25 protein-coding genes are annotated in these 21,497 nt (G+C 74.6%); 16 read left to right on the top strand and 9 right to left on the bottom strand.

What is annotated here, in order from left to right; translation table 11 throughout:
* Nucleotides 1-275 precede the first annotated feature (275 nt).
* The 6 genes from EV684_RS01680 (at nucleotide 276) to EV684_RS01705 (ending at nucleotide 5,508) form a co-directional block, all read left to right on the top strand.
* On the top strand, nucleotides 276-911 hold the full coding sequence (locus EV684_RS01680) for a DUF6683 family protein (RefSeq protein ID WP_243651010.1): 636 nt from the start codon (nucleotides 276-278) through the stop codon (nucleotides 909-911).
* Between the two features lie 17 nt (nucleotides 912-928).
* The gene (locus EV684_RS01685) at nucleotides 929-1,660 is read left to right on the top strand and encodes a DUF6683 family protein (protein WP_207184547.1); all 732 of its coding nucleotides are present in this window, start codon (nucleotides 929-931) and stop codon (nucleotides 1,658-1,660) included.
* 79 nt (nucleotides 1,661-1,739) lie between these two features.
* Nucleotides 1,740-3,386 (top strand): Mbeg1-like protein, encoded by a 1,647-nt coding sequence (locus tag EV684_RS01690; RefSeq protein WP_132644463.1) that lies wholly within the window; start codon nucleotides 1,740-1,742, stop codon nucleotides 3,384-3,386.
* 85 nt (nucleotides 3,387-3,471) lie between these two features.
* A complete protein-coding gene (locus tag EV684_RS01695) occupies nucleotides 3,472-4,137 on the top strand; it encodes an ankyrin repeat domain-containing protein (RefSeq protein WP_243651013.1) in 666 nt (221 codons plus the stop codon).
* Nucleotides 4,134-4,826, top strand: coding sequence for a hypothetical protein (locus EV684_RS01700; RefSeq protein WP_132644465.1), 693 nt, complete (start codon nucleotides 4,134-4,136; stop codon nucleotides 4,824-4,826). Before EV684_RS01695 ends, EV684_RS01700 begins: the two co-directional genes overlap by 4 nt.
* A 4-nt stretch (nucleotides 4,827-4,830) precedes the next feature.
* Nucleotides 4,831-5,508: a hypothetical protein gene (locus EV684_RS01705; RefSeq protein ID WP_009857239.1), complete on the top strand. Its 678-nt coding sequence runs from the start codon at nucleotides 4,831-4,833 to the stop codon at nucleotides 5,506-5,508.
* Here the strand turns inward: EV684_RS01705 and EV684_RS01710 are convergent.
* Entirely contained in the window at nucleotides 5,448-6,479 is a 1,032-nt protein-coding gene (locus EV684_RS01710) for a hypothetical protein (protein ID WP_242478627.1), read from the bottom strand. The genes EV684_RS01705 and EV684_RS01710 overlap by 61 nt on opposite strands.
* A gap of 53 nt (nucleotides 6,480-6,532) precedes the next feature.
* The gene (locus EV684_RS01715; protein WP_165908358.1) at nucleotides 6,533-8,203 is read right to left on the bottom strand and encodes an N-acetylmuramidase domain-containing protein; all 1,671 of its coding nucleotides are present in this window, start codon (nucleotides 8,201-8,203) and stop codon (nucleotides 6,533-6,535) included.
* A gap of 166 nt (nucleotides 8,204-8,369) precedes the next feature.
* Here EV684_RS01715 and EV684_RS01720 point away from each other — a divergent pair, with 166 nt between their 5' ends.
* Genes EV684_RS01720 through EV684_RS01740 form a run of 5 tightly spaced genes read left to right on the top strand, consistent with a single transcriptional unit; the run spans nucleotide 8,370 to nucleotide 12,343 of the window.
* Complete coding sequence (locus EV684_RS01720) at nucleotides 8,370-9,062, top strand: GNAT family N-acetyltransferase (RefSeq protein WP_165908359.1); 693 nt, start codon at nucleotides 8,370-8,372, stop codon at nucleotides 9,060-9,062.
* Between the two features lie 11 nt (nucleotides 9,063-9,073).
* Nucleotides 9,074-9,637, top strand: a complete 564-nt coding sequence (locus EV684_RS01725) for a hypothetical protein (RefSeq protein WP_132644468.1) — start codon at nucleotides 9,074-9,076, stop codon at nucleotides 9,635-9,637.
* Nucleotides 9,634-10,266 carry a DUF6683 family protein gene (locus EV684_RS01730; protein WP_132644469.1) on the top strand — a complete coding sequence of 211 codons (633 nt, stop codon included), beginning with the start codon at nucleotides 9,634-9,636 and terminating at the stop codon, nucleotides 10,264-10,266. Before EV684_RS01725 ends, EV684_RS01730 begins: the two co-directional genes overlap by 4 nt.
* The gene (locus tag EV684_RS01735) at nucleotides 10,266-11,189 is read left to right on the top strand and encodes a hypothetical protein (RefSeq protein ID WP_132644470.1); all 924 of its coding nucleotides are present in this window, start codon (nucleotides 10,266-10,268) and stop codon (nucleotides 11,187-11,189) included. Before EV684_RS01730 ends, EV684_RS01735 begins: the two co-directional genes overlap by 1 nt.
* A gap of 17 nt (nucleotides 11,190-11,206) precedes the next feature.
* On the top strand, nucleotides 11,207-12,343 hold the full coding sequence (locus EV684_RS01740) for a sensor histidine kinase (RefSeq protein WP_165908360.1): 1,137 nt from the start codon (nucleotides 11,207-11,209) through the stop codon (nucleotides 12,341-12,343).
* On the opposite strand, the gene EV684_RS01745 is transcribed toward EV684_RS01740, so the two are convergent.
* The 7 genes from EV684_RS01745 to EV684_RS01775 form a co-directional block, all read right to left on the bottom strand.
* A complete protein-coding gene (locus EV684_RS01745; protein WP_132644472.1) occupies nucleotides 12,284-12,931 on the bottom strand; it encodes a hypothetical protein in 648 nt (215 codons plus the stop codon). The genes EV684_RS01740 and EV684_RS01745 overlap by 60 nt on opposite strands.
* Nucleotides 12,932-12,935: 4 nt before the next feature.
* Nucleotides 12,936-13,151 (bottom strand): hypothetical protein, encoded by a 216-nt coding sequence (locus EV684_RS01750; protein WP_132644473.1) that lies wholly within the window; start codon nucleotides 13,149-13,151, stop codon nucleotides 12,936-12,938.
* 61 nt (nucleotides 13,152-13,212) lie between these two features.
* Nucleotides 13,213-14,007 carry a type III secretion system export apparatus subunit SctT gene (sctT, locus tag EV684_RS01755; RefSeq protein WP_132644474.1) on the bottom strand — a complete coding sequence of 265 codons (795 nt, stop codon included), beginning with the start codon at nucleotides 14,005-14,007 and terminating at the stop codon, nucleotides 13,213-13,215.
* A 15-nt stretch (nucleotides 14,008-14,022) separates the two neighbouring features.
* A complete protein-coding gene (gene sctS / locus EV684_RS01760; RefSeq protein ID WP_132644475.1) occupies nucleotides 14,023-14,298 on the bottom strand; it encodes a type III secretion system export apparatus subunit SctS in 276 nt (91 codons plus the stop codon).
* Between the two features lie 10 nt (nucleotides 14,299-14,308).
* Complete coding sequence (gene sctR, locus EV684_RS01765) at nucleotides 14,309-14,965, bottom strand: type III secretion system export apparatus subunit SctR (RefSeq protein WP_132644476.1); 657 nt, start codon at nucleotides 14,963-14,965, stop codon at nucleotides 14,309-14,311.
* Nucleotides 14,956-15,717: a hypothetical protein gene (locus EV684_RS01770; RefSeq protein WP_132644477.1), complete on the bottom strand. Its 762-nt coding sequence runs from the start codon at nucleotides 15,715-15,717 to the stop codon at nucleotides 14,956-14,958. The genes sctR and EV684_RS01770 overlap by 10 nt, the downstream gene beginning before the upstream one ends.
* Nucleotides 15,718-15,810: 93 nt before the next feature.
* Nucleotides 15,811-16,665 (bottom strand): DUF1521 domain-containing protein, encoded by an 855-nt coding sequence (locus EV684_RS01775; protein ID WP_132644478.1) that lies wholly within the window; start codon nucleotides 16,663-16,665, stop codon nucleotides 15,811-15,813.
* Nucleotides 16,666-16,977: 312 nt separating this feature from the next.
* Here EV684_RS01775 and EV684_RS01780 point away from each other — a divergent pair, with 312 nt between their 5' ends.
* From EV684_RS01780 to EV684_RS01800, 5 genes are all read left to right on the top strand, one after another.
* Nucleotides 16,978-17,565, top strand: a complete 588-nt coding sequence (locus tag EV684_RS01780; RefSeq protein ID WP_132644479.1) for a TetR/AcrR family transcriptional regulator — start codon at nucleotides 16,978-16,980, stop codon at nucleotides 17,563-17,565.
* A 154-nt stretch (nucleotides 17,566-17,719) separates the two neighbouring features.
* Nucleotides 17,720-18,274, top strand: a complete 555-nt coding sequence (locus tag EV684_RS01785) for a cyclin-dependent kinase inhibitor 3 family protein (protein WP_132644480.1) — start codon at nucleotides 17,720-17,722, stop codon at nucleotides 18,272-18,274.
* Nucleotides 18,271-18,993, top strand: a complete 723-nt coding sequence (locus EV684_RS01790; protein WP_132644481.1) for a hypothetical protein — start codon at nucleotides 18,271-18,273, stop codon at nucleotides 18,991-18,993. The genes EV684_RS01785 and EV684_RS01790 overlap by 4 nt, the downstream gene beginning before the upstream one ends.
* Complete coding sequence (locus EV684_RS01795) at nucleotides 18,990-20,900, top strand: NAD(P)-binding protein (protein ID WP_132644482.1); 1,911 nt, start codon at nucleotides 18,990-18,992, stop codon at nucleotides 20,898-20,900. The genes EV684_RS01790 and EV684_RS01795 overlap by 4 nt, the downstream gene beginning before the upstream one ends.
* Before the next feature lie 110 nt (nucleotides 20,901-21,010).
* Nucleotides 21,011-21,475 (top strand): hypothetical protein, encoded by a 465-nt coding sequence (locus tag EV684_RS01800; RefSeq protein WP_132644483.1) that lies wholly within the window; start codon nucleotides 21,011-21,013, stop codon nucleotides 21,473-21,475.
* Nucleotides 21,476-21,497 lie beyond the last annotated feature (22 nt).

Here is a 21,497-nt window from a genome sequence, read left to right on the forward strand (position 1 = left end):
GGCTCGCCGCGAGTCCCTAGGACGCCAGACATGAGGAAGCAAATGGACTCTCTCAGCCGCGTGATCGGATGGGCGCTGGCCGCGGCTGCCTTGGTGGCGGCCAGTCTGGCCGCCCGATGGGCAGGCTTTCGCCTTCCATCAAGACAGGGCAAACGCCTGCACCGGAACGCGGTTACCAGCGCCGGAGGCAGTCGGAACATCCTCGGTCCCGGGCGGAACAGCGTCACATGAGCCTTCGAGCACTGGGTCACGCGCTATGCGCAGCCACCCTCTTCGTGGCCCAGTCCGCCCACGCCTACTGGTGCTGCTACGGCCTGGACAACCTCGCCGGGCTGGACTTCCAGTACCGGATGAACCGCATTCAGATGCAGCTCGTCGAGCAGTCCGCGAAGGCCAGGGCCAAGACCCCGGCACCGCTGCCAACCGTCGAGCGCGCCAGCACGACGGCCGCCCGCGAGATGGCGCAGGCCTATCCAGCAGCACAGCGCGAACAGGCCGCACGAACCTTCGAGACACTGCTCGCGAAGTACCGGGAGATCGAGGATCGTTTCGGCATCCGCCGCGGCGACATCGGCGGCGCGCTCGCCGCCTTCATCGCCGGCAACCTGATGGCGATGCGCCAGCAGCCTTCTCCCGACGCCCACTTCGCGGCACTCGTGCGCCAGATGCGCGAAGCCGTCGCACGCGACCCGGCCTATCGGCGCCTGGACCCGGTGGAGCTGCGCCGCAGCTACGAACAGCTGGCCATCGTCGGCATGTTCATGGCCGCCACGCAGATGGCCCTGGCGCAGCAGCCCGACGACGGCCTGCGCGAACACAGCGTCACCGCCGCACGCCGCTACCTCGCGACGGTGATCCCCGGCGACCTGGACCGCCTGCAGATCACGGCCGACGGTCTGTCCCAGCGTTGAACGACCCCGTCGTGCCCATGCCGCTTTCCCCCCGACGATGGCTCGTGCACGCCGCCGCCTGCCTCGTGCTGGCCTGGCCGGCTTTCGCGGCCGCCTACGGCCCGATGTACAACATCGACAACCTCGGCGTGCTGGACTCGTCCTGGTACTACCAGTCCATCCAGTACCGCATCGTCGAGAACGCGCGCCAGCGCAATGCCGCCGCCAAGGCAGCCGACACGCCGCCCGCACCGAGCCGCGACGCCGTCGTCAACCTCGTCACCCGGGCCGACGGTCCGACCCGAACCCCCAGCCTGCTGGCCGCCGGCTACCCGCCCGCCGGGCGGGCGCAGGCCGAGTCGACGTTCGCGACGCTGCTGCGGTCCTATGGCGACATCGAACGCCGCTTCGGCATCGAGACGGGCGACCTCGGCGGCGCCGCCGCGGCCTTCGTCGCCGGCTGCTGGATGGCAATGCGCGGCGAGGACTTCCCCGACCGCCATTTCGCCACCCTGGTCGCGCAGATGCGCCGGGTGATGGCCTCGCAGCCCGGCTTCGCCTCGGTGCCGGCGCGCGAGCGGCGCGAGGCCTACGAACAGCTGGCCATCATCGGCATGTTCATGGCGACGACGCAGATGGGGCTGAAGGCCCGGCCAGACGCCGCGCTCGCGAAGAGCAGCCGCGACGCGGCGCGGGGCTATCTGCAGCAGTTCCTGAAGGGCGACGTCGACCGGCTGACGCTGGGCGACGACGGCCTGGTGCTGCGCTGACGGCCTCCCCCTGGTCACGATCCCAGGTGGCGAGCGCGCCGCCGGCTTCCTAAGCTGCGCCGCGATCGGAGGACCGCCCATGAACGACATCGGCCGCCAACCCGCACGCGTGCCGTCGCCGCCGCCTTCGCCGGTGGTGGACACGGCGCTGCGCCAGCTCGACCGCCTGCTCGACGCCTCGGGCCTGGGCTGGGTCAGCCGCGACGAGGTGCGCCAGGCCACCGAGCTGATCGGGGCGCTGCCGGCGCGTGATGCCGACGCCGTCGTCGACCGCATGGCCGCCACGGGCCGGCTGGACCGGCTGGCGCAGGAGGTGATGGACCGCTCCTGGGTCGGCCCCGGGCTGACGGCCGACCAGCGTGCCGACTTTTTCCAGGCGATGGCGCAAGACCTGGACGGCGACTCGCTGGCCGCGCTGTCGCGGGCCCTGGCCGGCACCGAGGCCGCCAGCGGCGGCTTCGAGCCGGTGACCGAACTGGGCACGGCGGTGGCGCGCCACGCCTCGCCACAAGCCAAGCTGGACTACGTGCAGGCGCTGGCCGGCCGAACGACCGACCAGCCGCAGCACGCGGTCGGCGGCCTGCTGGAGTTCGACGGCCAGCGCCGCCTGGGCGATGCCGAGGCGCGCGCCATCGCCTCGGTCGTCGCGTCCTTCGGCGACGATCCGGCGTCGGCGCGGGCCGCCTTCGAGACCCTGGCGCGCGAGCCCGGTGCGCTCGACGCCGTGATGCTCGCCGCCACCGACACCGAGCAGGACTGGGGCCTGATCAACGGCTGGCACACGGCAAAGTCGGACCACGGCACGTTCCGTGCGCTGATGCAGACCGCCGCGCGCATGGAACAAAGCTTCGCCGGCGGTGCCGACGGCGCGACCGTGCGCGCGCTGGGCGACCGCGTGTTCGACGCCGCGGTGCGCGCCGTCGCCCCGGGCGACGTGCAGGCCGCCGACCTCGTGTTCCGCGCCACGCCGATGGACGCACACGCCACGCGCATGGCCGAGCTGTCGCAAGCTGTCTACGACCGCAGCAGCGCACCGGCCGGCGCCACGCGCCTGGGCGACGCGCAGCTGCAGGCGCTGGGGCTGGACCCGGCGCTGCTGCACAAGCCGGCGATCGGCTTCGAGGCGGCGCTGTTCCGCCTGGACGACGGCGCCTGGGTGCTGGCCTTCCGCGGCACCGACGACTGGGCGCTGAAGCGCGCGGGCGACGCCGACGACAACCTGGCCCAAGGCATGGGGCTGGGCTCGCTGCAGCACTCGGCGGCGGCGATCGCAGCGATGGAGGTGGCGCGCGTCGTGCCCGCCGGCCGTCTGGAGACCACCGGCCACTCGCTGGGCGGCGGCCTGGCGGCCACGGCCGCCGGGCGCGCCGGCGTGCCGGCCACCACCTTCAACGCCGCCGGCGTCGCCGACGAGACGCGTGAAGGTTATTCGCTGCACTTCGCCGAGGGCCAGGTCACCAACTACCGCACGACGGGTGACATCATGAGCTTCCTGAACGGAGGCCCGGTGCCGACACGTTATGCCGACGCGCTGGGGCTGGACCGGCTGCGCCAGTTCCCGGCGTCGGTCGGCCGCTCCGTGGACCTGGGCAACCCGCTGGCGCGCATTTACCTCGGCGCGCGCCTGGACAGCTGGAACCCGGGCACGATCGCCGAGGGAGGCCGGTTCGGCACGCAACAACATGGTCTGGAGGAAGTCCTGCGGCATCGTGCGCCGGCGCCCTAGCGGCGTCGGCGTGGTGCTGGCCGCGGGCCTCGCGGCCCTGGGTTTCGCCGCCTGCTCGCCGGCCGCCGCACCGAAGGAGGAACCCGTGTCCATCGACGTCTCCGCCGTCTTCGGCGCCACCGACCAGCGCGAGCGCGCCCTGGCCCGTTTTGCCGACGAGCCCAGCCGGCGTTTCCTGCGCCTGGCCGAAAGCGGCGACCTGGCCGCGATGACGGCCCAGGTGCGCGCGGGCTACGCCGTCGACACGCCCGGCGAGCAGGGCGTGACGCCGCTGCTGGCCTACGTCGCCTACGTGCGCCCGGTGCGCGCCGACGTCGTCGCCCACCTGCTGGCGCTGGGCGCCGACCCGACCCGCACGCTGGCCAACGGCATGTCGCTGCTCAACGCCGCCGCGCGGGTGCGCGACCCGCAGCTGCTGCCGGTGCTGCTGAAGGCCGGCGTGTCGCCCGATGCGCGGCTGCCGGTGCAGGGCGAGACCTTTCTGTCGCTGGCGATCCGCGAAGGCAACACCGATCTCGCGCTGGCGCTGCTGCAGGCCGGCGCACGCGCCGACCTGCCGACCGCCGACGGCAGCCTGCCGCTGCTGCTGGCCACCGGCATGGGCAACTGGATCGTCGCCGACGCGCTGCTGCAGGCCGGCGCACGCATCGACCCGCCACGCCTGGCGCACGCGCTGAAACTGAACCCGCCGGCCGCTGACACGCCGCAGGGCCGCGCGCACGCTGCGGTGGCCGCCAGACTGCCGCGATGATCCCCGACCGGTTGAGGCGTCGTCGCGATGACGAGCCGGGCGACAAGCTCGCCCCGCGCCTGCTCAGCTACCCGGCTTACGCGGCGCCGCACGCCGGCCGCGGCTCGGCACTGCGCCCCGACCAGGCGGCGGAGAACCTCGCCTGCTTCGAACAGGTCCTGCCGCAACGGCTGCAGCAGGTCTCGGCGCTGCTGCGGGAGGTCGCCGGCATCGACACCCGGGCGGCGCTGGCCGACCCGTCGGCGCACGCCGCGGCGTTCGCCGACGAGCTGCAGCGCTGGGCACTCGCCCAGTGGCCCGCGCTGCCGGCCGAGGGTGGCCTCGCACGCTGGCTGGACAGCCGCCGCAGCGGCGACGACATCGTGTTCTCGATGCTGCTGGACCTGGCGATCCTGCTCGGCGAGCTGGTCCGCCGTGGCAACCCGGACTGGCACTGGGGCCTGGATCTGGACGCGAAGAACCTCGCCGACGGCATGCTCAGCGCACGCCGCATCGTGCTGCTGGCCGACCCGGTGGGCACGCACACGACGCCTTTCGTGCTCGACGTCGAGGACATCGTCGTGCACCGCTTCCTGCATGGCGACGACCCGGCGCAGCGCCTGCTGAACCCGCTGCGTCGTCTGGTCGAGGAAGGCCTGCGCGGCGATGCGATGGCTCACTGGCGGCAGGCCGGGCCGGCACCGCGCTGAGACCATGACGGGCTGGCTGAAGACCATTTTCGGTCCACGCGAACGCGAGGGCGCGCTGGGTGCCCGGCTGCGCCAGTACCCGCCGTTCGTGCTGCCCCACCCGGGCTCGGGCGGCGAGCTGTCGGACGACCAGGCGCGCGAGAACCTGGCGAACTGGCTGCAGCAGCGCGAGCCGCGCCTGGCGACGATCACGCGGCTGCTGCACGACGACGCCGGCCTCGACACCGCGCCGGCGCTGGCCGCGCCACGGCAGCACGCCGCCGCTCTGTGCAGCGCGCTGCAGCAATGGGCAACCGAGGCCTGGCCGGCGCTGCCGCCGCATCCGCGGCCGGCGTATTCGCACTGGCTGCACAGCCGCCGCGACGGCGACGGGCTCGTCTACTCGATGCTCGCCGACCTGGCGCTGCTGCTCGGTGAACTCGTCTGCCGCGGCAACCCGGCCTGGCGCTGGGGCGTCGACCTGGACCCGCAGAACATCGCCGACGGGCTGCTGACGGCGCGCCGCATCGTGCTGCTGGCCGACGTCGGCGGCCACCGTTTCGTGCTCGACGTCGAAGCCGTCGTCGTCGCCCGCTTTCTCGACGCCGAAGCCCCGGCGCAGCGCCTGCTCGATCCGCTGCGTCAGCTGGTCGAACGCGGGCTGCGCGGCGACGACTTCGTGGTGCTGGGCGGCAGCGGCTGAAAGCTCCGCCCGTCCCAGGTCCAGCGCCGCCCGTCGGCACAGGCGACGGTGAGGCCGCGCCGCGGCAGCGTGCAGTCGTCGCTGTCGCGCCAGCCGGGCAGCAGCGCGGCCGTGAGGTCGTTCCAGCCCGCGCCGTCGCGGCGCAGCAGCCGCGTGCGCTGCGCGTCCGGCCAGCGCTGTTGCACGGCGACGACGGCGCCGCCGTCGGCCTGGCGGAACAGCGCCGCGACATAACCCGGCCGGCCGCCGTCGCCACGCAGCGCGAGATAGCCGTTGGCGGCGTCGTCCACCTCGTACAGCGGGTGGCCGGGCTGCAGGCGCTGCAATCGTTCCAGCCGCGTCAGGTCGACGACGTCGACGGGCAGCGAGGCAAAGGCCGCCGCCAGTTCCGCCTTCACCGTCGGCAGCAGCCGCGCATAGGCCGGCGCCAGGCGGCGGCGCGCCTCGGCGGCATCGACCACGCCGTCGAGCAGCGATTCCAGCTCGGGCACGGCGCGCACGCCGTCGCCGTCGCGGCGCAGCACACGGGCGCTGTCGTGGCGCTCGCCGCCGGCCGGCGCGGCGCGGGTGTAGCGCTCGAGCAGCACGAGGTCGCGTGCCCCTTCGGGCCCGGTGGCGAAGGCGGCGCGCAGCTCGATGTCGAAGAAGGCGTCGGCCGGTTCGGGATCCCGCAATCGCAGCAGCCGCCAGTGCGCGGCGTCGCCGGGGCGCGGTGCCAGGTACCAGACGGCGACGCCGGCCTCGGGCTCGGGCGCGCGCCAGGCCAGCAGCCAGCCGCGTTCGTGGGCGCCGAAAGGCAGCGCCAGCGGGCCGTGGATCAGGCGGGACCCGGCGGGCAGCAGCGTGCGCAGCGCAGCCTCGTCGGCGGCGACTGCGGCAGGCACTTCGTAGGGCGGGTCGTAAGGTGCGGCCGCGGCGGTGCCGGTCAGCACCGCGAGCAGCGCCGCGCACAGCCTTTGCAGCAGCGTCATGCGGCGACGATAGCGCCGGCCGCGGCAGCCACCGGCATCCGGTTGCAACGGACTCAGTTGGAGGAGAACCGCGCCCAGGCCTCGGCCATGCGCGTGTCGTACTGGTTGGCGGCGTAGCCCTCGCCGTTGTAGCGCAGCGCGAAGCCGGCCCAGTCGTGGTCGCGCAGCGCCTGGTGCATCGCCGGGTCGGCCTGGATGAAGCTGACGAAGGCGTCGAGCTGGCGGCCTTCGCCCTGCTGCATCGCCTGCACGAAGCTCTCGACGTCGGCGTAGCCGGCGGCCTGGTGGTTGAAGCCCATGATCTGGAAACGGCCCCAGGAGGCCGACTCCAGCGCCGCCGTGCGGTCCAGCGCCATCGCCTGCTCCAGCCGCGGGTACTCGCCGGCGCCGCCGACGTAGAGGCTGCGGTTCCAGCGCGCGCTGGAAATGTCGGGGTGGCTGGCGTTGTAGGCGCCGCCGGTGCGACGGCCGAAGACGTGGGCCTCGAACAGGATCTTCGGCCGGCCGTCGGCGAGAAAGCCGCTGCCCGGCGCCTCGACCTGCGCGACGGCGCGGATCGCGGCCACGTCAACGCCCAGCGTGGTCGCGGCGCGCTGCCAGTCGGCGTCGCTCAGCGTGCGCTGCGGCGTCGCCACGGCCGCGGGCGGCGCGGCGGCCGGCGCCTCGGCACTGAGCCGCTGCGTGTCGACGAGCACGGTGCGCACGCTGTTCTGCGTGCCCAGCGCGTCGAACAGCCGGGCGTGGTCGGCCGGCGGCAGCGTCAGGCAGCCGGCCGAATAGGTGTTCGAGGCGCCGCCGACGTGGATGTGCATGCCGTAACCGCCACGCGCGGTGCGTACGCCTTCGTCGAAGCGGCCGTCGTGGTTGGTGTCGCGCTCGGTGACCTGGTCGTTGCCGGCCATCAGCGCGCTGGCGCCGAGGAAGCTGCCGCGCGTGTGGCTGTAGGTGCCTTCGGCCAGGCGCCCCTGGTCGCCGCGGCGGTCGCCGTTGTAGTCGCCGCCGACGGCACGCCGTGCATAAGGGCCGCCGGGTTCGTACTGGCCCGAGGGGTCGGTGTTGGCGCGCAACTCGACCGCGTGGCGCGTGCCGTCGGCGCCTTGCCAGAGCACGACCATGCGGTCGTCGTAGACCCCGCGGCCCTCGGCGGCGCGGGCGTTCGTGTCCTGGCGCAGCGCGAGGATCACGCGGCGGCCGTCGGCCAGGTCCTGGCGCGCGGCGGCGTCGCCGAAACGTTCGACCTGTGCGGCGTAGAGCTCGTAACGCGCGGCTTCGTCCAGGCCGGTGGTGTCGGGCAGACGGCCGGCGGCGAGCGCCGGCGCGGCCGGGGCCGCGGGGGTGGCCGGTGCCGCCGCGCGCGGCGCGCTGCCCGGCAGCCGCAGCACGTCGCCGGGGAAGATCAGGTTCGGGTTGGTGATGCCGTTGGCTTGCACGAGAGCGGCGACGCTGCTGCCGTGGCGCGCTGCGATCGCCGCCAGCGTGTCGCCCGGCTTCACGGTGACGCTGCGCTCGGCCGCCGGCAGCGCCAGCCACTCGCCCGGGTGGATCACGTCCGGATTGCGGAGCTGCGGGTTGGCGTCGATCAGCGCCTGCAGGCCGACACCGTGGCGCTGCGCGATCGCCGCCAGCGTGTCGCCGCGCCGCACCTGCACGCCGGCGGCGTCGCCCTGGCCGGCCGGGGTCGGCGCGGTGACGGGGCTGCTGATGCGCGTGGGGCTGAGGTTCATGGACGGCGCTCCTGCGGACATGGAAATCCCGGCCATGCTCGGTTCGTGTCGGAGCAGCCGCCAGTGCGGATCGCTCCTCACGGCCGCGCACCGGCTGCAGATGTTTACGCTTGCCCCCGGATCGAACCCAGGGGTGGCAGCACGAGCGCGCTGCCTAGACTGCGCCGTGGTCCCCTTCCCGCCCCTGCTGCAGACGGCACGCCTGCGCCTGCGCCGCTTCGCGGCCACCGACGTGCCGGCCCTCACCGCGATGCATCGCGAGCCGCGTGTGCGCGAGCTGCTCGTCGACGACCAGCCGCTGGACGAACCCGCCGTCGCCGCCGATTTCGTGCGCCGCCTGCAGGCCTGGTACGGCGCGAAGCCCGGGCTCGGCATCTGGCACGCCGAACGGCGGCAGCCGCCCGACGCCGAGGCGCTGGCCGAAGCCCGGGCCGCCGTCGACGCCGGAGAACTCGACGCCGCGGCGCTGGCCTGGCTCGTGCAACCCGGCTGGCAGTTCTGCGGCTGGTTCAACCTGATGCCGATGAGCGGCCACCCGTCGCGTGTCGAACTCGGCTGCCGGCTGCGCCCCGAGGCCTGGGGCGGCGGGCTGGCGCTCGAAGGCGGCGAGGCGCTGCTGGCGCAGGCTTTCGGCCCGCTGGCGCTGGCCGAGGTCTGGGCCGTCTGCCACCCGCGCCACCGTTCGGTCGACGTGGTGCTGCGCACGCTGGGCTTCGACGCGCTGGGCACGGCGCCCTACGACGGCCGCCCGGCCGCGCACTACCGGCTGGACCGCGCCGGCTGGCTGGCGGTGCAGCGCCACGGCTTGCGCGAACGCCGGCGCCACGCCGTCGCGGCCGTTCGCGCGCTCGCCGCCTGATCGTGCAGACGATGAACAACTCCGCTGCGCCCGTGCGCCCGCCCGCGCCGCCACGCACCGACGGCGAGCCGGCGCGGCCCTCGGACGGGCGCGCCGAGGACTTCGCCGCCGCGGTGCAGCGCGCCGCGCGGCGAGGCCCGAAGACGCCGGACGAGCCCGCGGGCAGGCTGCCGCCGCAGGACGCCGGCCCGCCGGCCGTCGGCCCGCTGCTGGCCGCCCTGCCACCGCCGGCCTTCGCCAGCGCACCCGCCGCCGCAGCGCCGGCGGCACGCGGCGACGTCGCCGCGGCCGAGCTCGGCGCCGCGCTGACCAGCCTGCTCGCGCCCGCCGACGCCGAGGGCCTGCAGCACTGGCAGTTCAGCTTCGCCCAGGCCGGGCTGCCGCTGGCCGCCGTGGCGCTGACGCTGCCGGCACACCCCGGCGCTGCGATGCAGCTGCAGCTGCGCCTGCCCGCGCACAGCCGCGAGCGCCCGGCGCTGGCCGCCGGCCTGGACAGCTTGCGCGAACGGCTGGCCGCGCGTGGTGCCGCCGGCGCCGAGATCACGCTGCACGACGACGAGAACCCCGGACGATGAACGCCCTGCCCCCTGCCGACGCCGGCACGCGCCTGGCCGCCGAACTGCCCGCCCTCGTCGAGCTCGCGCTCGCCCGATTGCTGGCCGCGCCCGACGCCGGGCCCGAACCGGCGCCGCTGCGCGTGCCGCGCAGCGTGCGTTCGGCGGGTGCCGCCGCGCTGGCCGCGCGCCAGGGCGGCGGCCCGGCGGCGCGCACCCAGGCGCTGGCGCTGTACACCCGCTGCCTGCAGCACTACCGCCAGGACGTTCAGGCCCGGCTGCAGCCCGGGCTGCGCGAAGACGACGCCGGGCTGGCGGCGGCCTTCTTCACGCTGGCCAACCTCGCCGCCTTCGACGGGCAGTCGCCCGACACCGGACGGCTCGACGCCGTCGAACGCCAGTTCCGCCGCCTGCTGGGCGCCTGCGGCGCCTGGACGCACTGCAGCACCGCCGAGCGCCAGTCCTTCGTCGAGCAGCTGGCCGCCGTCGGCGTGCTGGTCAACGAGTCGCGCCTGGCCGCGGCCACCCAGGGCGATGCGGCGCAGGCGCGGCTGCGCGACGCCGCGCGCGGCTACCTCGTGCAGCTGCTGGGCCTGGCCCCGGAGCGCCTGGCGCTGGGTGAACACGGCCTGGTGCTGAAGGCGGCCTGATGTCGCTGCAGGTCACGCCGAACCCGCTGGCCGGGCTGGCCGCCTGGTTCGGCGGCGACGGCCCGGGCGCCGGCATGGCGCCCGGGCCGAACGCCCCACCCGCCGCCGGCGAGGCGCAGGCCACGGCCGCCGTGCAGGCCGCCGCGACACCGGCGGCGCCGCCCACGGCGCCCGGCACGCCGGCCGTCGCGGCGCCGCCGGCCTGGGGCCACACCGAGCACGGCGAGCTGAGCCAGCCGATGCCGCTGGCGGCGGCCCCCGCCTCGTCGCCGGCCCCCGACCTCGCCGCGCCGCCGCTGACACCGGCCTGGGTGGGCAGCCTGCAGACGCCGTCGGCCTTCGCGCCCGGCTGGCCGCGTGCGCCAAGGCCCGAGCGCGAGGCGCGCCGCCCACGCCCGGCGGTGGACGATCCCTGGGACGACCCCGAGGAACCCGACACACGCCCGTCGGGCCGGCCCGACGAAGCGCCCGCGGCGCGCCCCGCCGCGCCCGTGCCCGCCGGGCTGCCCGAACGCGTGCGAGCCGAACTGCGGCGCCGGCGCAGCGTGCTGCTGCTCGCGCCGCTGCGCGCGGCCACCGGCCCCTCGCCGCTGGCCGGCTGGTGGCTGGGCGTCGACGCGAAGGGCCAGGCGCGGGTGCGACGCTGCGGGCTCGTCGGCGAGGCGCCGGCGGCCAGCGGCTGGCGCTTCTGGCACGCACACCGCGACGACGAACACGGCGCCGTGCGCCTGGCCACCCGTGCCGACGCGCCGGGCCAGCCGGCGTTGCAGCTGCGCCTGGCCGGCGAGGCCCTGCCGCCGGCGCTGCGCGGCCCGGCCGAGGCCTGGGCCGATCTGCTCGAACCCGGCCTGGCGCGGCACTGCCTGGGCCTGCAATGGACCTGGCTGGTGGCCTGCGCGCCGTCGCCGCCGCCCTGGGCATGAGATCTGACGTCTGCCCAGTGAACACCGAACCCGACAACGCCACGCTGCTCGCCGCACTCGGCCAGGCGGCGCTGCGCCTGCGCATGGCGCCGGCCGGCGTCGTCTGGCGCACGCCGGCCTGGGTCGAACGCCATGCCGGCTGGCCCGACGCCGCGCTGCACGCGGCGCTGCAGCCGGCCTGGCAGGCGCGTGGCGAACCCGGCTCGGCCGGCTCGGGCAGCGTCGCCGCGCCGGGCGGCACGATGGTCGCGCTGCACTGGGTCGTGCTGGCCGACGGCCTGCTGCTGCACGAGCCGGCGCCGCCGCCGGACACCGCGCTGGCGCTGCAGCGCCACCTGCGCGACCGCGAACGGCTGCTGTTCACCTCGCGCAGCGTCAGCGTCGGCGAGATGGCCAGCACGCTGGCGCACGAGATCAACCAGCCGATCGGCACGATCGCCAACGTGCTGCGTGGCGTCGGTGCGCGGCTGGCTCGCCTGGCCGTGCCGGCGCACGAGCAGGCGGCGCTGGAGGACCTGCGCCACGGCCTGAAGCTGGCACTGGACCAGGCGCAGTTCGCCGGCCGCATCGTCGGCCGCATCCGCGAGTACACGCCTTCGCGCCAGCCGCGGCGCGAGCGCCTGGACCTGCGCGCGCTGGCCACCGAGTGCGTGTCGCTGCTGGACTGGGAGTTCGCGCGCGACGGCGTGCCGGTGCAGGCCGACATGCCGCACGAGGCCTGGGTCGAGGGCGACGCGCTGATGCTGCAGCAGGTGATCGTCAACCTGATGCGCAACGCGCTCGAAGCCCAGCGCGAGGCACCGGGGCCGAAGGCGCGTGTGCTGCTGCGACTGCAGCGCGTGCCGGGGCTGGCCGGCGTGCCCGACGAGCTGCAACTGGACATCGTCGACCACGGCTGCGGCCTCACCGAGGACGCCGAGAGCCGGCTCTTCGTGCCCTTCGAGTCGAGCAAACCCGACGGCATGGGCATCGGGCTGAAGATCTGCCGCAGCTTCGTCGAGCTGCACCAGGGCCGGCTGTGGTTCACGCGCCATGCGCCGCCGGACGCCGGCTGCAGCTTCCACATCGCGCTGCACGCAGCGCCTTCACCCCCGTCAGCGCCCGGGCGGGCCGAGCGCGCCGAACCCCGGGAGCCCGGACCAGCCGCCGCCTGAGCCAGCGCCGCCGCGCGCAGCCTGCAGAAAGGCGTCGACGGCAAGGCCGGGGACGGCCCCCGGCGCCCAGGCCGCGGCCAGCGCGCGCAGCGCGGCGCGGTCGGCGCGCGACCAGGCGCCTTCCAGCGGGTCCGCAGCAGCCGCCTCGAGCCGGGCGCGGTAACGTGCATGGGCCTGCACGTCCTGCGCCATCAGTCCCAGCAGCGCACGCGCCGTGCGGTCGAAGGCGCTGGCCGACAGCGGCAGCGCACCCTGCGGATGCAGGAAGGCGGCACAAAGGAACTCGATCGGCCCCTGGCGCCGCGAGGCGCCCGCCAGCGCGCCCCAGGCGGCCTGCGGGCCGGACGGCAGCCGGCCGCTGGCCAGCGCGTCGTTCAAGGTCGCGGCCACGGCGCGCTGCGCCAGCGGCTCGCCGTGTTCGCCGACGAGGCACAGCACGCGCAGGAACGCCGGGTACAGCGGGTCGCCGATCGCGCGGCACAGCTGCTCCAGCCAGGGCACGCGCTCCGCGGGCGCGAGCAGGCAGCAACCGTCGACGAGGGTCTGGGCGGCCTCGTGCCAGTCGGGCTCGGCGCGCAGCGCCTTCACGGGATCAGGCGCCGGCGTCGCCGGCGAGCAGGCTGGCCAGGAAACGCGCCGTCAGCGCCTGCGGCGTGGCCGAACCGTCGGCCGGGGCGCGCAGCACGCGCGAGGCCGCGTCGGCACCGCCGTCGGTGCCGAGATCAGCCCAGCCCGCGGCCTCGGCGGCACGCGCTGCGGCGGCCGGAGCGAACGATGGCGAAGGGGGCCAGGCAGGCAGCGAGGTCATGGCGCCAGCTTAGGGGGCGGGGACCGGCCCGCGCCACTGAGGATCGTCCCCAGGGTCGGGCTCAAGGCGCCCAGATGCGCAGCGCCGGCAGCAGCCCGGCGACGCCGTCGTCGAGCCGCGCCACGACCGTGTCGACCAGCACCGTGAACATCAGCACCCAGACCAGCGTCGCCGCCACCGACTTCAGCGACATCGAGATCGAGATCAGGTTGAGCTGCGGCGCGAAGCGGTTGACCAGGCCCAGCGCCAGGTCGAGCACGTAGAGCACGACCAGCGCCGGCGCCGCGAACAGCAGCGCCAGCAGCATCAGCTGCGCGAAGGCCGACTCGAAGACCTGCACGTCGGCCGGGTCGAAGTGCAGCCCGGGCTGCGCCAGCGGCCAGATCGCGAAGCTCTGCACCGCGACCGCCACCAGCGCCAGGAACCCGCCGCCGGCCATGAACAGGAACATCGCCAGCCGCGCCAGCAGCGCGCCCGACAGCGAGGTCTGGTGCCCCGACAGCGGGTCGGCCACCTGCGCCAGCGTGGCGCCGACCTTGGCGTCGACGATCTGGCCGGCGGCCTCGAAGGCCCAGAGCACGGCGCCGAGCAGCACGCCCAGACCGATGCCCAGCAGCGATTCGCGGCCGAAGAGCAGCAGCCAGTGCCCGGCCGTCCAGCCCTGGACCGGCACCGCCGGCTGCACCGCCAGCGTGATCAGCCCCAGCCCGACGAAGAGCGCGTTGCGCACCAGCGCCGGCACCGTCTCGGAGGCGAAGATCGGCAGCAGCAGGAAGGCGACGGCGAAACGCGTGCTGGCCAGCGCGACGAGCAGCGCACCGTCGGCCAGCGAGTCGACGAAACGCAGCGCCTCCATCGGCCGGCACGCGGCTCAGGGCCGCGAGACGATCTCCGGGAAGTCGCTGAACAGCCGGTCGCTGAACGCGTAGAGCGTGCCGCCGAGCAGCGCCGCGGTGACGAAGATCGTCAGCACGATCGCGAACAGCTTGGCCGCGTACTGGAAGGTCTGTTCCTGGATCTGCGTCGCGGCCTGCACGATGGCGATCAGCAGCCCGACGACCGCGGCCACCAGCACCGGCGGCGCCGACAGCAGCAGCACCAGCCACAGTGCCTGCAGCGTCAGTTGCATCGCCTCGCTGCCCGACATCGTGCCGCCTTCAGTAGGAGAGCACGAGGCCGTGCGAGAGCTTGACCCAGCCGTCGACGAGCACGAACAGCAGCAGCTTGAACGGCAGCGAGACGGTGGTCGGCGACAGCATCATCATGCCCAGCGCCATCAGGATGTTGGAGACGACGAGGTCGATGACGAGAAAGGGCAGGAAGATCAGGAAACCGATCTGGAAGGCCACCGACAGCTCGTTGACGACGAAAGCCGGCACGACGACGACGAGATCGCGTTCACCGAGCGCCTGCTGCTGCGCCGGCGTCAGGTTGCGGCGCAGCGTCTCGAGGAAGAAGCGGCGCTCCTGCGGGTTGGAGTGCTGGATCAGGAAGTCGCGCAGCGGCTCCTTGGCGGCGTCGGCGGCGGCCAGCAGCGCCTCGGTGCCGCGCCCGGCGGGCTGGGCCTGGGTCTGGCCGACACGTTCGGCCATCTGCAGCCCCACCGGGTACATGACGTAGATCGACAGCACCAGCGCCATGCCGTTGAGCACGACGTTGGGCGGCACCTGCTGCAGCCCGAGCGCGTTGCGCAGCAGGCTGAGCACGACGACGATCTTCGTGAACGAGGTGACCATCACACCGACGAAAGGCGCCAGCGCCAGCAGCACGACGGTGATCAGCGCCGAGGACGGCGTGAACTGGCTCAGGTCCATGCAGGCGTCCGGTCTTCGCAGGGCGCGGTGGTCGCCGCGGCACCGTCTTCGAGCAGCAGCCCCCAGCCCAGCCCGGCCGGCACCAGCGTGCCGCGCGCCACCGCCAGACCGGCGATGGCGAGCCGGGCGGCGCCGGCGGGCAGCGGGACCGCGGCCCCCTCGGCGCCGAACCAGGCGCTGGCCCGGACGTCCATCGGCGCCTCCAGCCAGACCTGGGCCTCGTCAGGCCGGGCCGCCGGCGCTTCGGCGGCCCGCAGGTCCAGCCGTCCGGCCCGTGGCTGCCAGCAGCCGGTGCGTGCCGGCATCGGCGCGGCGGGCTGCAGCAGCACCGCCATCGCCTCGCCGGCGAAACTGGCCGGCAGCAGCAGCAGCGCGCCGCGCCTCAGCATCGCACGCGGGACACACGACAGCGGCAGCGACTGAACCCGCACGCGCACGGTCCAGGCGGGCCAGACCAGCGGCAGCTCGTCCGGCGGCACGCGGCCCCAGGGCAGCAGCACCGGCGGCAGCAGCAACCGGCCGCCGTCACCCCAGCCGAGGCCGACGGCGCCGGCCGGTGACGGCGTGCGGGCGGGCCGCAGATCGTCCAGCGGCATGCCGATCCAGCGCTCGAGCGCCGCCAGCGGCGCGAGCGCCGGGGCCAGCGCACACGCGGCATCGAGATCGGAATCGGGATCCCCGGCACCCGGCAGTTCGAGCCGGGCGCGGCCATGCGGCCAGACGAGATCGAAACGGAACGGCGGCGGGGACATGCAGCGGGATGGCGGAGCGGACCCCGGACTTCAACAGAAGCCCCGCCCGCCGCCACCCTGGGATCGCGCCCGGGGCGGCGGCAACAGCCTGTGTCAGCCGCCCAGTCGCGCGAGCACCAGCGTCAGGCGCAGCAGCGGGAAGGCCGGGCCGCTCTCGTCGAAACGGCGCGACGGCGTGCCGCCGGCCCAGGTATCGGTGCCGCCGGTCTCCGGCGCACGCGGGCGCGGGTCGTGGCGGCCCTCGCCGTTCGACGCGCGCGACACGGCCGCCAGCGTGCCGAGGAAGGCGCCGACGAAGCTGATCATCATCAGCCCGCCGAGCGCGCGGAAGGCGTCGCGGTACTGCTCGGTCAGGCGGCCACCCTTCATCAGGTCGGTCTCGTTGATGAAGTTCTGGTCGACCTGGCGGATGCGGCCCTGGTCGTCGATGCCGACGAAGCCCTTGCCGAAGGTGTTCTCGTAGAGCGTGTTGCCGTCGGCCACGGTCAGGTCGACGAGGCGGCCCCAGCCGCGGCCCTCGTCGATCGCGAGGTCGCCGACGGTGTTGGTGTCGACGCCGGTGATCTGCACGCCGTAGTCGCCGTTGGTGATCGTCACCTTGGACGACAGCGTCATCGCCGGGTTGCCGGCCCAGGGCGTGGTGTCGATCGTGACCTTGGTGCCGTCGTCGAGAACGAAGCTGGTCGTGCCCCAGAAGTCGAAGGCCTGCTGGCCGTCGATCTCCATGTGCGGGTCGCCCCAGGCGCGGTAGGTCTCGCCGGTGTGCTTGTTCTGGATCAGCACCTGGTTGTCATCGCCGGCGGTGATGCGGTAGTTGTCGTTCTCGAAGACGGCGACGCCGTTCTCGAGCCGCGTGCTGGCGTTGCTGGGGTTGGAGGAGTCGACACACGGCGGCATGCAGCCGCCGGCGGCGATGCCGGCGCCGGCCGGCAGGGTGTTCAGCGACATCGTTCTAGCTCCTGGACGGCCCGGACCTCCGGGCGCGGTGCCGCGATTGCAGCCCGAGCGCGCCGCGCGCGCAGCCTGGGATCGCTCCTCAAGGCCGGCCCGGACGCCACGCGCGACTGCCGGCAAACGCAGGAGACCGGGGCTGGAAATGACGGGTCTTCGCCAGGCATCTCCGGGAGGAAATCGAGCGGCTGCTGCCCAGAATCGGTGCTTCGCCCCGGCGCCACGCGCAGTCCCTGGTACCGGGCGGCCCACGCCCGGACGGGCGCTTCGGCGGCGCCGCACCGGCGCCCTTCACTTCTTCATCGGTCCGTGGACGGCTTCCTCAGCGAGTTCGAGATCTGGTTGGCGCTGGTCGGGCTCGGCAGCGGCTCCTGGCTCGGCTACGTGATCGTCGACGGCGTCTACGAGAGGCTGCTGACGCTGGCCGAGCGCCGCCGCGCGGCAGCGGCCGAGCCCGAGATCCTGAGCCAGCCGCCGCCGCTGCCGGTGCCGCGTTTCGACGACGACGCCTTCGAGGCCCTGGCCGCCGGCATCGTCGAACGCTACCTGCAGATCTGGGAACACGGCGACGAGGGCCGTGAACTCGCCGCCGCGCTGCACGCCGCGCTGGCGGCGCAGCAGCCGCCGACGACGCTGCAGCAGGCCATCGAGTGCCAGCTGCGCCAGGGCATCGCGCCGCTGCTGGACGACCCGGACGGTGCGCTGCGTGCGCAGCTGATCGGCGCGCAGCTGCTCGGCGCCGCGGTGATGCGCCACGTCGTGCGCGCCGAGCCGCTGGCCAGCCTGCCGGCCCCCCAGCTGGTGCAGGCGTTGACGCCGGCGGTCGGGCGCAGCCTGGCCGAAGCCTTCGCCGCCGTGCACGCCCGGCACGGCGCGCCCAGCCCCAGCGTGCGCTAGCCTCCGGCCGGCACGCGGTCGTCGGACCGCGGCACCAGGTCGATGCCGCAGTCCAGCTGCGCGGCCCAGTCGATGAACTGCGGCACCGCGGCGCCGGTTCCTGCGGGGGCTGCGCTGTGGCAGCATCGCCGCGTCCTCGCGCCGCCTGACCGCCTTGACCGCCGCCCGCACCAGCCACAGCCACCCGCTGCAGATCGCCGCGGTGCGTGCCAGCCCGTCGCACGGGCGCATCGGCATCACCTTCTGTCCTGGCAAACACGACCGCGCCGCCGCCACCGGCGCCTGGGCGCGCGACCTGGGCATGGACCTGGACACGATCGCCGGATGGGGCGCCAGGCTCGTGCTGACGCTGGTCGAGCCGGCCGAGCTCGCTTCGCTGAAAGTGCCGCAGCTCGGCCACGAGGTGAAACGCCGCGGCATCGCCTGGGTTCACCTGCCGATCCCGGACTTCGGCGTGCCCGGGGAACACTTCGAACGCGAATGGGTGGTGGCCGGCGCCGAGATCCGCGCGCTGTTGCGGGCCGGCGACGACATCGTCGTGCACTGCAAAGGCGGCCTGGGCCGCGCCGGCATGATCGCCGCGCGCTTGCTGGCCGAGCTGGGCGTCGACCCGAACCAGGCCATCCGCGACGTGCGCCGCGCGCGGCATGGGGCCATCGAGACACCGGCGCAGATGATGCTGGTGCAGCGAACGCGCCCCCTGCCATGACGCCCTGTCTGCGACACGAGACGCCGGAGCCGGCGCCCGAGCCCGCCGCGCGCCTCGTCGACACCGGCGCCCTGCAGCGTGTCGGTGGCCGCCTGGGCAGCAACCCGGCCGGCATCTACCGCGACCCGGCCGGGCGGCGCTACTACGTCAAGGAGCTGGAAAGCCCGGCGCACGCGCGCAACGAGTGGCTGGCGGCGCAGCTCTACCTTCTCGCCGGCGCGCCGACGCTGCACTACCGGCGCACACGCGCGGCCGACCAGATCGCCACCGACTTCGTCGTGCTCGACAAGAAGCTGATCTCCCAGCTCGACGAGGCCGAGCGCCGCCAGGCGCAGCACTGGCTGGGCGTGCACGCCTGGACCGCCAACTGGGACGCCGCGGGTTACGGCGGCGACAACCAGGGCGTGCTCGGCGGCACGGTGCTGACGCTGGACGTCGGCGGCGCACTCGAGTTCCGCGCCCAGGGCAGCCCCAAGGGCCGCGCCTTCGGCACGGAGGTCGGCGAGCTCGACCGGCTGCGCCAGGACCCCGACAACCCGCACGCACGGCGGCTGTTCGGCGACATCGGCGACACGGCGCTGCGCGAGTCGGTGACGGTCGTGACACGCATCCCGGACTGCGACATCCGCGCCTGCGTGCTGGCCCACGGCGGCAGCGTGGCGCTGGCCGAGAAGATGGTGGCGCGCAAGGCGGAGCTGGCGCGGCGCCTGGGCGCATGACGATCACGCGCCGCGACTTCGTGCACGGCGCGGCGCTGGCGGCACTGCCCGGGGCCGCCGCAGCGCAAGACGCCGACCCGTCGTTGGCCACCGGCCTGCAAGGCCAGACCGAGGCCGACAACGCCGTCGCCCACGCCTGGCGCGACCGGCCGGGACGCTGGGACGACCAGGCCGCAGAACTCGACGCCGACGAGCCCGACCTGCTCGTCGTCGGCGCCGGCATCAGCGGGCTGGCCGGCGCCTGGTGGTTCCGCGAGCACGCCGGGCGGCCGGTGACGATGCGTCTGCTCGACGCCGCGGGCGAGGTCGGCGGCCATGCGCGGCGCAACACGTTCATCAGCCGCAGCGGGCGCACGCTGATCGGCTACGCGGGTTCGCAGTCGCTGGATTCGCCGTCGCTGTTCTCGCCGGCCTCGAAGGCGCTGCTGCGCGGCGTCGGTGTCGACCTGGCGCGTTTCGAACAGGGCGCTTTCGACCACGACTGGCATCGCCGCCACGGGCTGGACGGCCACGCGCTGCACTTCGGCGCCGCGGGTTGGGGACCGGCGCGCACCGTGTTCCGCGGCGACGGCGAAGCGCCATCCGACTGGCTGGCGCGCACGCCGCTGCGGCCGCAGGCGCGGCAGGCGCTGGCCCGGCTGCTCGACGAGGGCTCGCGCCACGATCCGCTGCCCGGCGTGCGCACCCGCGCCGCGCGCGCCGCGGTGCTGGCGCGCTGGACCTATGCCGAGTTCCTGCGCCGCGGCTGGGGCGCCGACGACGAGGCGCTGCGATGGCACCGCGGCGCGACGCGCGGCTACTTCGGTGTCGGCAGCGACGCCACCAGCGCGCTCGACGCCTGGGCGCTGGGGCTGCCGGGCTTCCAGGCGCTGGACCTGGGCGAGCGCCCGTTCACCGCCAACTCGCCCAGCGGGCGCCAGCTGCGGCTGGGCCAGGACGACTACGTCCACCACTTCCCCGACGGCAACGCCGGCGTCGTGCGTGCGCTGCTGCGCTCGCTGCTGCCGCAGGCCCTGCCCGGTGCCGAGGGCATGGACGGGCTGGTCGACGCAGCGCTGCGGCACGCGCGGCTGGACGAACCCGGCCAGCCGCTGCGCATCTCGCTGCGCAGCACCGTCGTCGGCCTGCGCCACCTCGGGCCGCCCGAGTGGGCCGAACGTGTCGAAGTGCGTTACGTCGACGCCGCCGGCCGGCTGCACGCGGTGCGCGCGCGTCAGGTGCTGCTGGCCTGCTGGCACCGCGTCGTCGCCAGGCTCTGCGACGAGCTGCCGGCGGCGCAGCGCCGCGCGCTCGACGACCAGGTCAAGGTGCCGCTGGTCTACGCCAACGTGCTGCTGTCGAACTGGCGGGCGTGGAAAGCCGCCGGCGTCTCGTCGCTGCACCCGGTGGACGGCTTCTGGGACGACGTCGCGCTGGACTTCCCGGTGCGCCTGGGCCGCCAGCGCCCGCCCGAGTCGGCCGACGAGCCGATCCTGCTGCACCTGGGCAAGGTCGTCGTGCCGGGTGGCGGCGCGCCGGCACGCGAGCAGTCGGCGGCCGGGCGCAAGGCGCTGCTGGAATGGGACTTCGGCCGTTTCGAGCACGAGATCGTCACGCTGCTCGGCGAAGCGCTGGGGCCCCACGGCTTCGACGCCACGCGCGACGTCGAGGCGATCACCGTCAACCGCTGGCCGCACGGCTACGCCTACGAGTACATGCGGCCCTGGGACCCGTTCTGGCCGAGTGGTCCCCTGCCCTGCGAGATCGCGCGCCGCGGCTGGGGCCGGGTGGCGATCGCCAACAGCGACGCCGGCGCCTACGCCTATGCGAACGGCGCGATCGACCAGGCGGCGCGCGCGGTGCAGGAGCTGCTGCCGCGCGCCCGGCTGCCGGCCTGGCAGCGCTTTCCCGGGCCGGCGATGGGCTGAGACTGTCGGCTGGCGAGAGACAGTGTGTCGCCGGCTCCGGCCTATGCGTGCAGGGCAGCGGTTTCTAGAGTGAGGCTCATCGTCGGCTCTTCGACGACAAGCCTCCGATCATGAACCTCAAACCTCTGCATCTCGCCGCCGGCGTGCTCGCGCCGCTGTGCATCGCGAGCTTCTTCGTCGCCACCGTCGCCGCCGAACTCTTCGGCACGCCGCAGACCGTCGCCACCGTCAAGGCGCTGATCGTCACGCCGGGGCTGTGGATCCTGCTGCCGGCGATGGCCGCGCTGGGCGCCAGCGGCTTCGCGCTCGGCCGCTCGCGCCACGGCCGGCTGGTCGACGCCAAACGCCGGCGCATGCCGATCGTCGCCGCCAACGGCCTGCTGGTGCTGCTGCCCTGCGCGATCGTGCTCGCACGCTGGGCCGCCGCAGGCCGTTTCGACGCCGGCTTCTACGCCGTGCAGGCGCTGGAACTGGCCGCGGGCGCCACCAACCTCGCCCTGATGTTCGCCAGCCTTCGCGACGGCCTGCAGCTGGCAGGACGCCGCCGCCCGGCGGTCGCCGCGGGAGCGCGCTGAGATGGGCGCCCCTCTTCGAGCG

The organism is Rubrivivax gelatinosus, assembly GCF_004340905.1.
In the GTDB taxonomy this organism is placed as follows: Bacteria; Pseudomonadota; Gammaproteobacteria; order Burkholderiales; family Burkholderiaceae_C; genus Rubrivivax; species Rubrivivax gelatinosus.

What these genes read in the sequence shown, in the direction of transcription:
- EV684_RS01685 (WP_207184547.1), top strand. Translation starts at nt 929, where the DNA reads ATGCCGCTTTCCCCCCGACGATGGCTCGTGCACGCCGCCGCCTGCCTC.
- EV684_RS01690 (WP_132644463.1), top strand. Translation starts at nt 1,740, where the DNA reads ATGAACGACATCGGCCGCCAACCCGCACGCGTGCCGTCGCCGCCGCCT.
- EV684_RS01700 (WP_132644465.1), top strand. Translation starts at nt 4,134, where the DNA reads ATGATCCCCGACCGGTTGAGGCGTCGTCGCGATGACGAGCCGGGCGAC.
- EV684_RS01705 (WP_009857239.1), top strand. Translation starts at nt 4,831, where the DNA reads ATGACGGGCTGGCTGAAGACCATTTTCGGTCCACGCGAACGCGAGGGC.
- EV684_RS01710 (WP_242478627.1), bottom strand. Translation starts at nt 6,479, where the DNA reads ATGACGCTGCTGCAAAGGCTGTGCGCGGCGCTGCTCGCGGTGCTGACC.
- EV684_RS01715 (WP_165908358.1), bottom strand. Translation starts at nt 8,203, where the DNA reads ATGAACCTCAGCCCCACGCGCATCAGCAGCCCCGTCACCGCGCCGACC.
- EV684_RS01725 (WP_132644468.1), top strand. Translation starts at nt 9,074, where the DNA reads ATGAACAACTCCGCTGCGCCCGTGCGCCCGCCCGCGCCGCCACGCACC.
- EV684_RS01730 (WP_132644469.1), top strand. Translation starts at nt 9,634, where the DNA reads ATGAACGCCCTGCCCCCTGCCGACGCCGGCACGCGCCTGGCCGCCGAA.
- EV684_RS01735 (WP_132644470.1), top strand. Translation starts at nt 10,266, where the DNA reads ATGTCGCTGCAGGTCACGCCGAACCCGCTGGCCGGGCTGGCCGCCTGG.
- EV684_RS01750 (WP_132644473.1), bottom strand. Translation starts at nt 13,151, where the DNA reads ATGACCTCGCTGCCTGCCTGGCCCCCTTCGCCATCGTTCGCTCCGGCC.
- sctT (WP_132644474.1), bottom strand. Translation starts at nt 14,007, where the DNA reads ATGGAGGCGCTGCGTTTCGTCGACTCGCTGGCCGACGGTGCGCTGCTC.
- sctS (WP_132644475.1), bottom strand. Translation starts at nt 14,298, where the DNA reads ATGTCGGGCAGCGAGGCGATGCAACTGACGCTGCAGGCACTGTGGCTG.
- sctR (WP_132644476.1), bottom strand. Translation starts at nt 14,965, where the DNA reads ATGGACCTGAGCCAGTTCACGCCGTCCTCGGCGCTGATCACCGTCGTG.
- EV684_RS01770 (WP_132644477.1), bottom strand. Translation starts at nt 15,717, where the DNA reads ATGTCCCCGCCGCCGTTCCGTTTCGATCTCGTCTGGCCGCATGGCCGC.
- EV684_RS01775 (WP_132644478.1), bottom strand. Translation starts at nt 16,665, where the DNA reads ATGTCGCTGAACACCCTGCCGGCCGGCGCCGGCATCGCCGCCGGCGGC.
- EV684_RS01790 (WP_132644481.1), top strand. Translation starts at nt 18,271, where the DNA reads ATGACGCCCTGTCTGCGACACGAGACGCCGGAGCCGGCGCCCGAGCCC.
- EV684_RS01795 (WP_132644482.1), top strand. Translation starts at nt 18,990, where the DNA reads ATGACGATCACGCGCCGCGACTTCGTGCACGGCGCGGCGCTGGCGGCA.
- EV684_RS01800 (WP_132644483.1), top strand. Translation starts at nt 21,011, where the DNA reads ATGAACCTCAAACCTCTGCATCTCGCCGCCGGCGTGCTCGCGCCGCTG.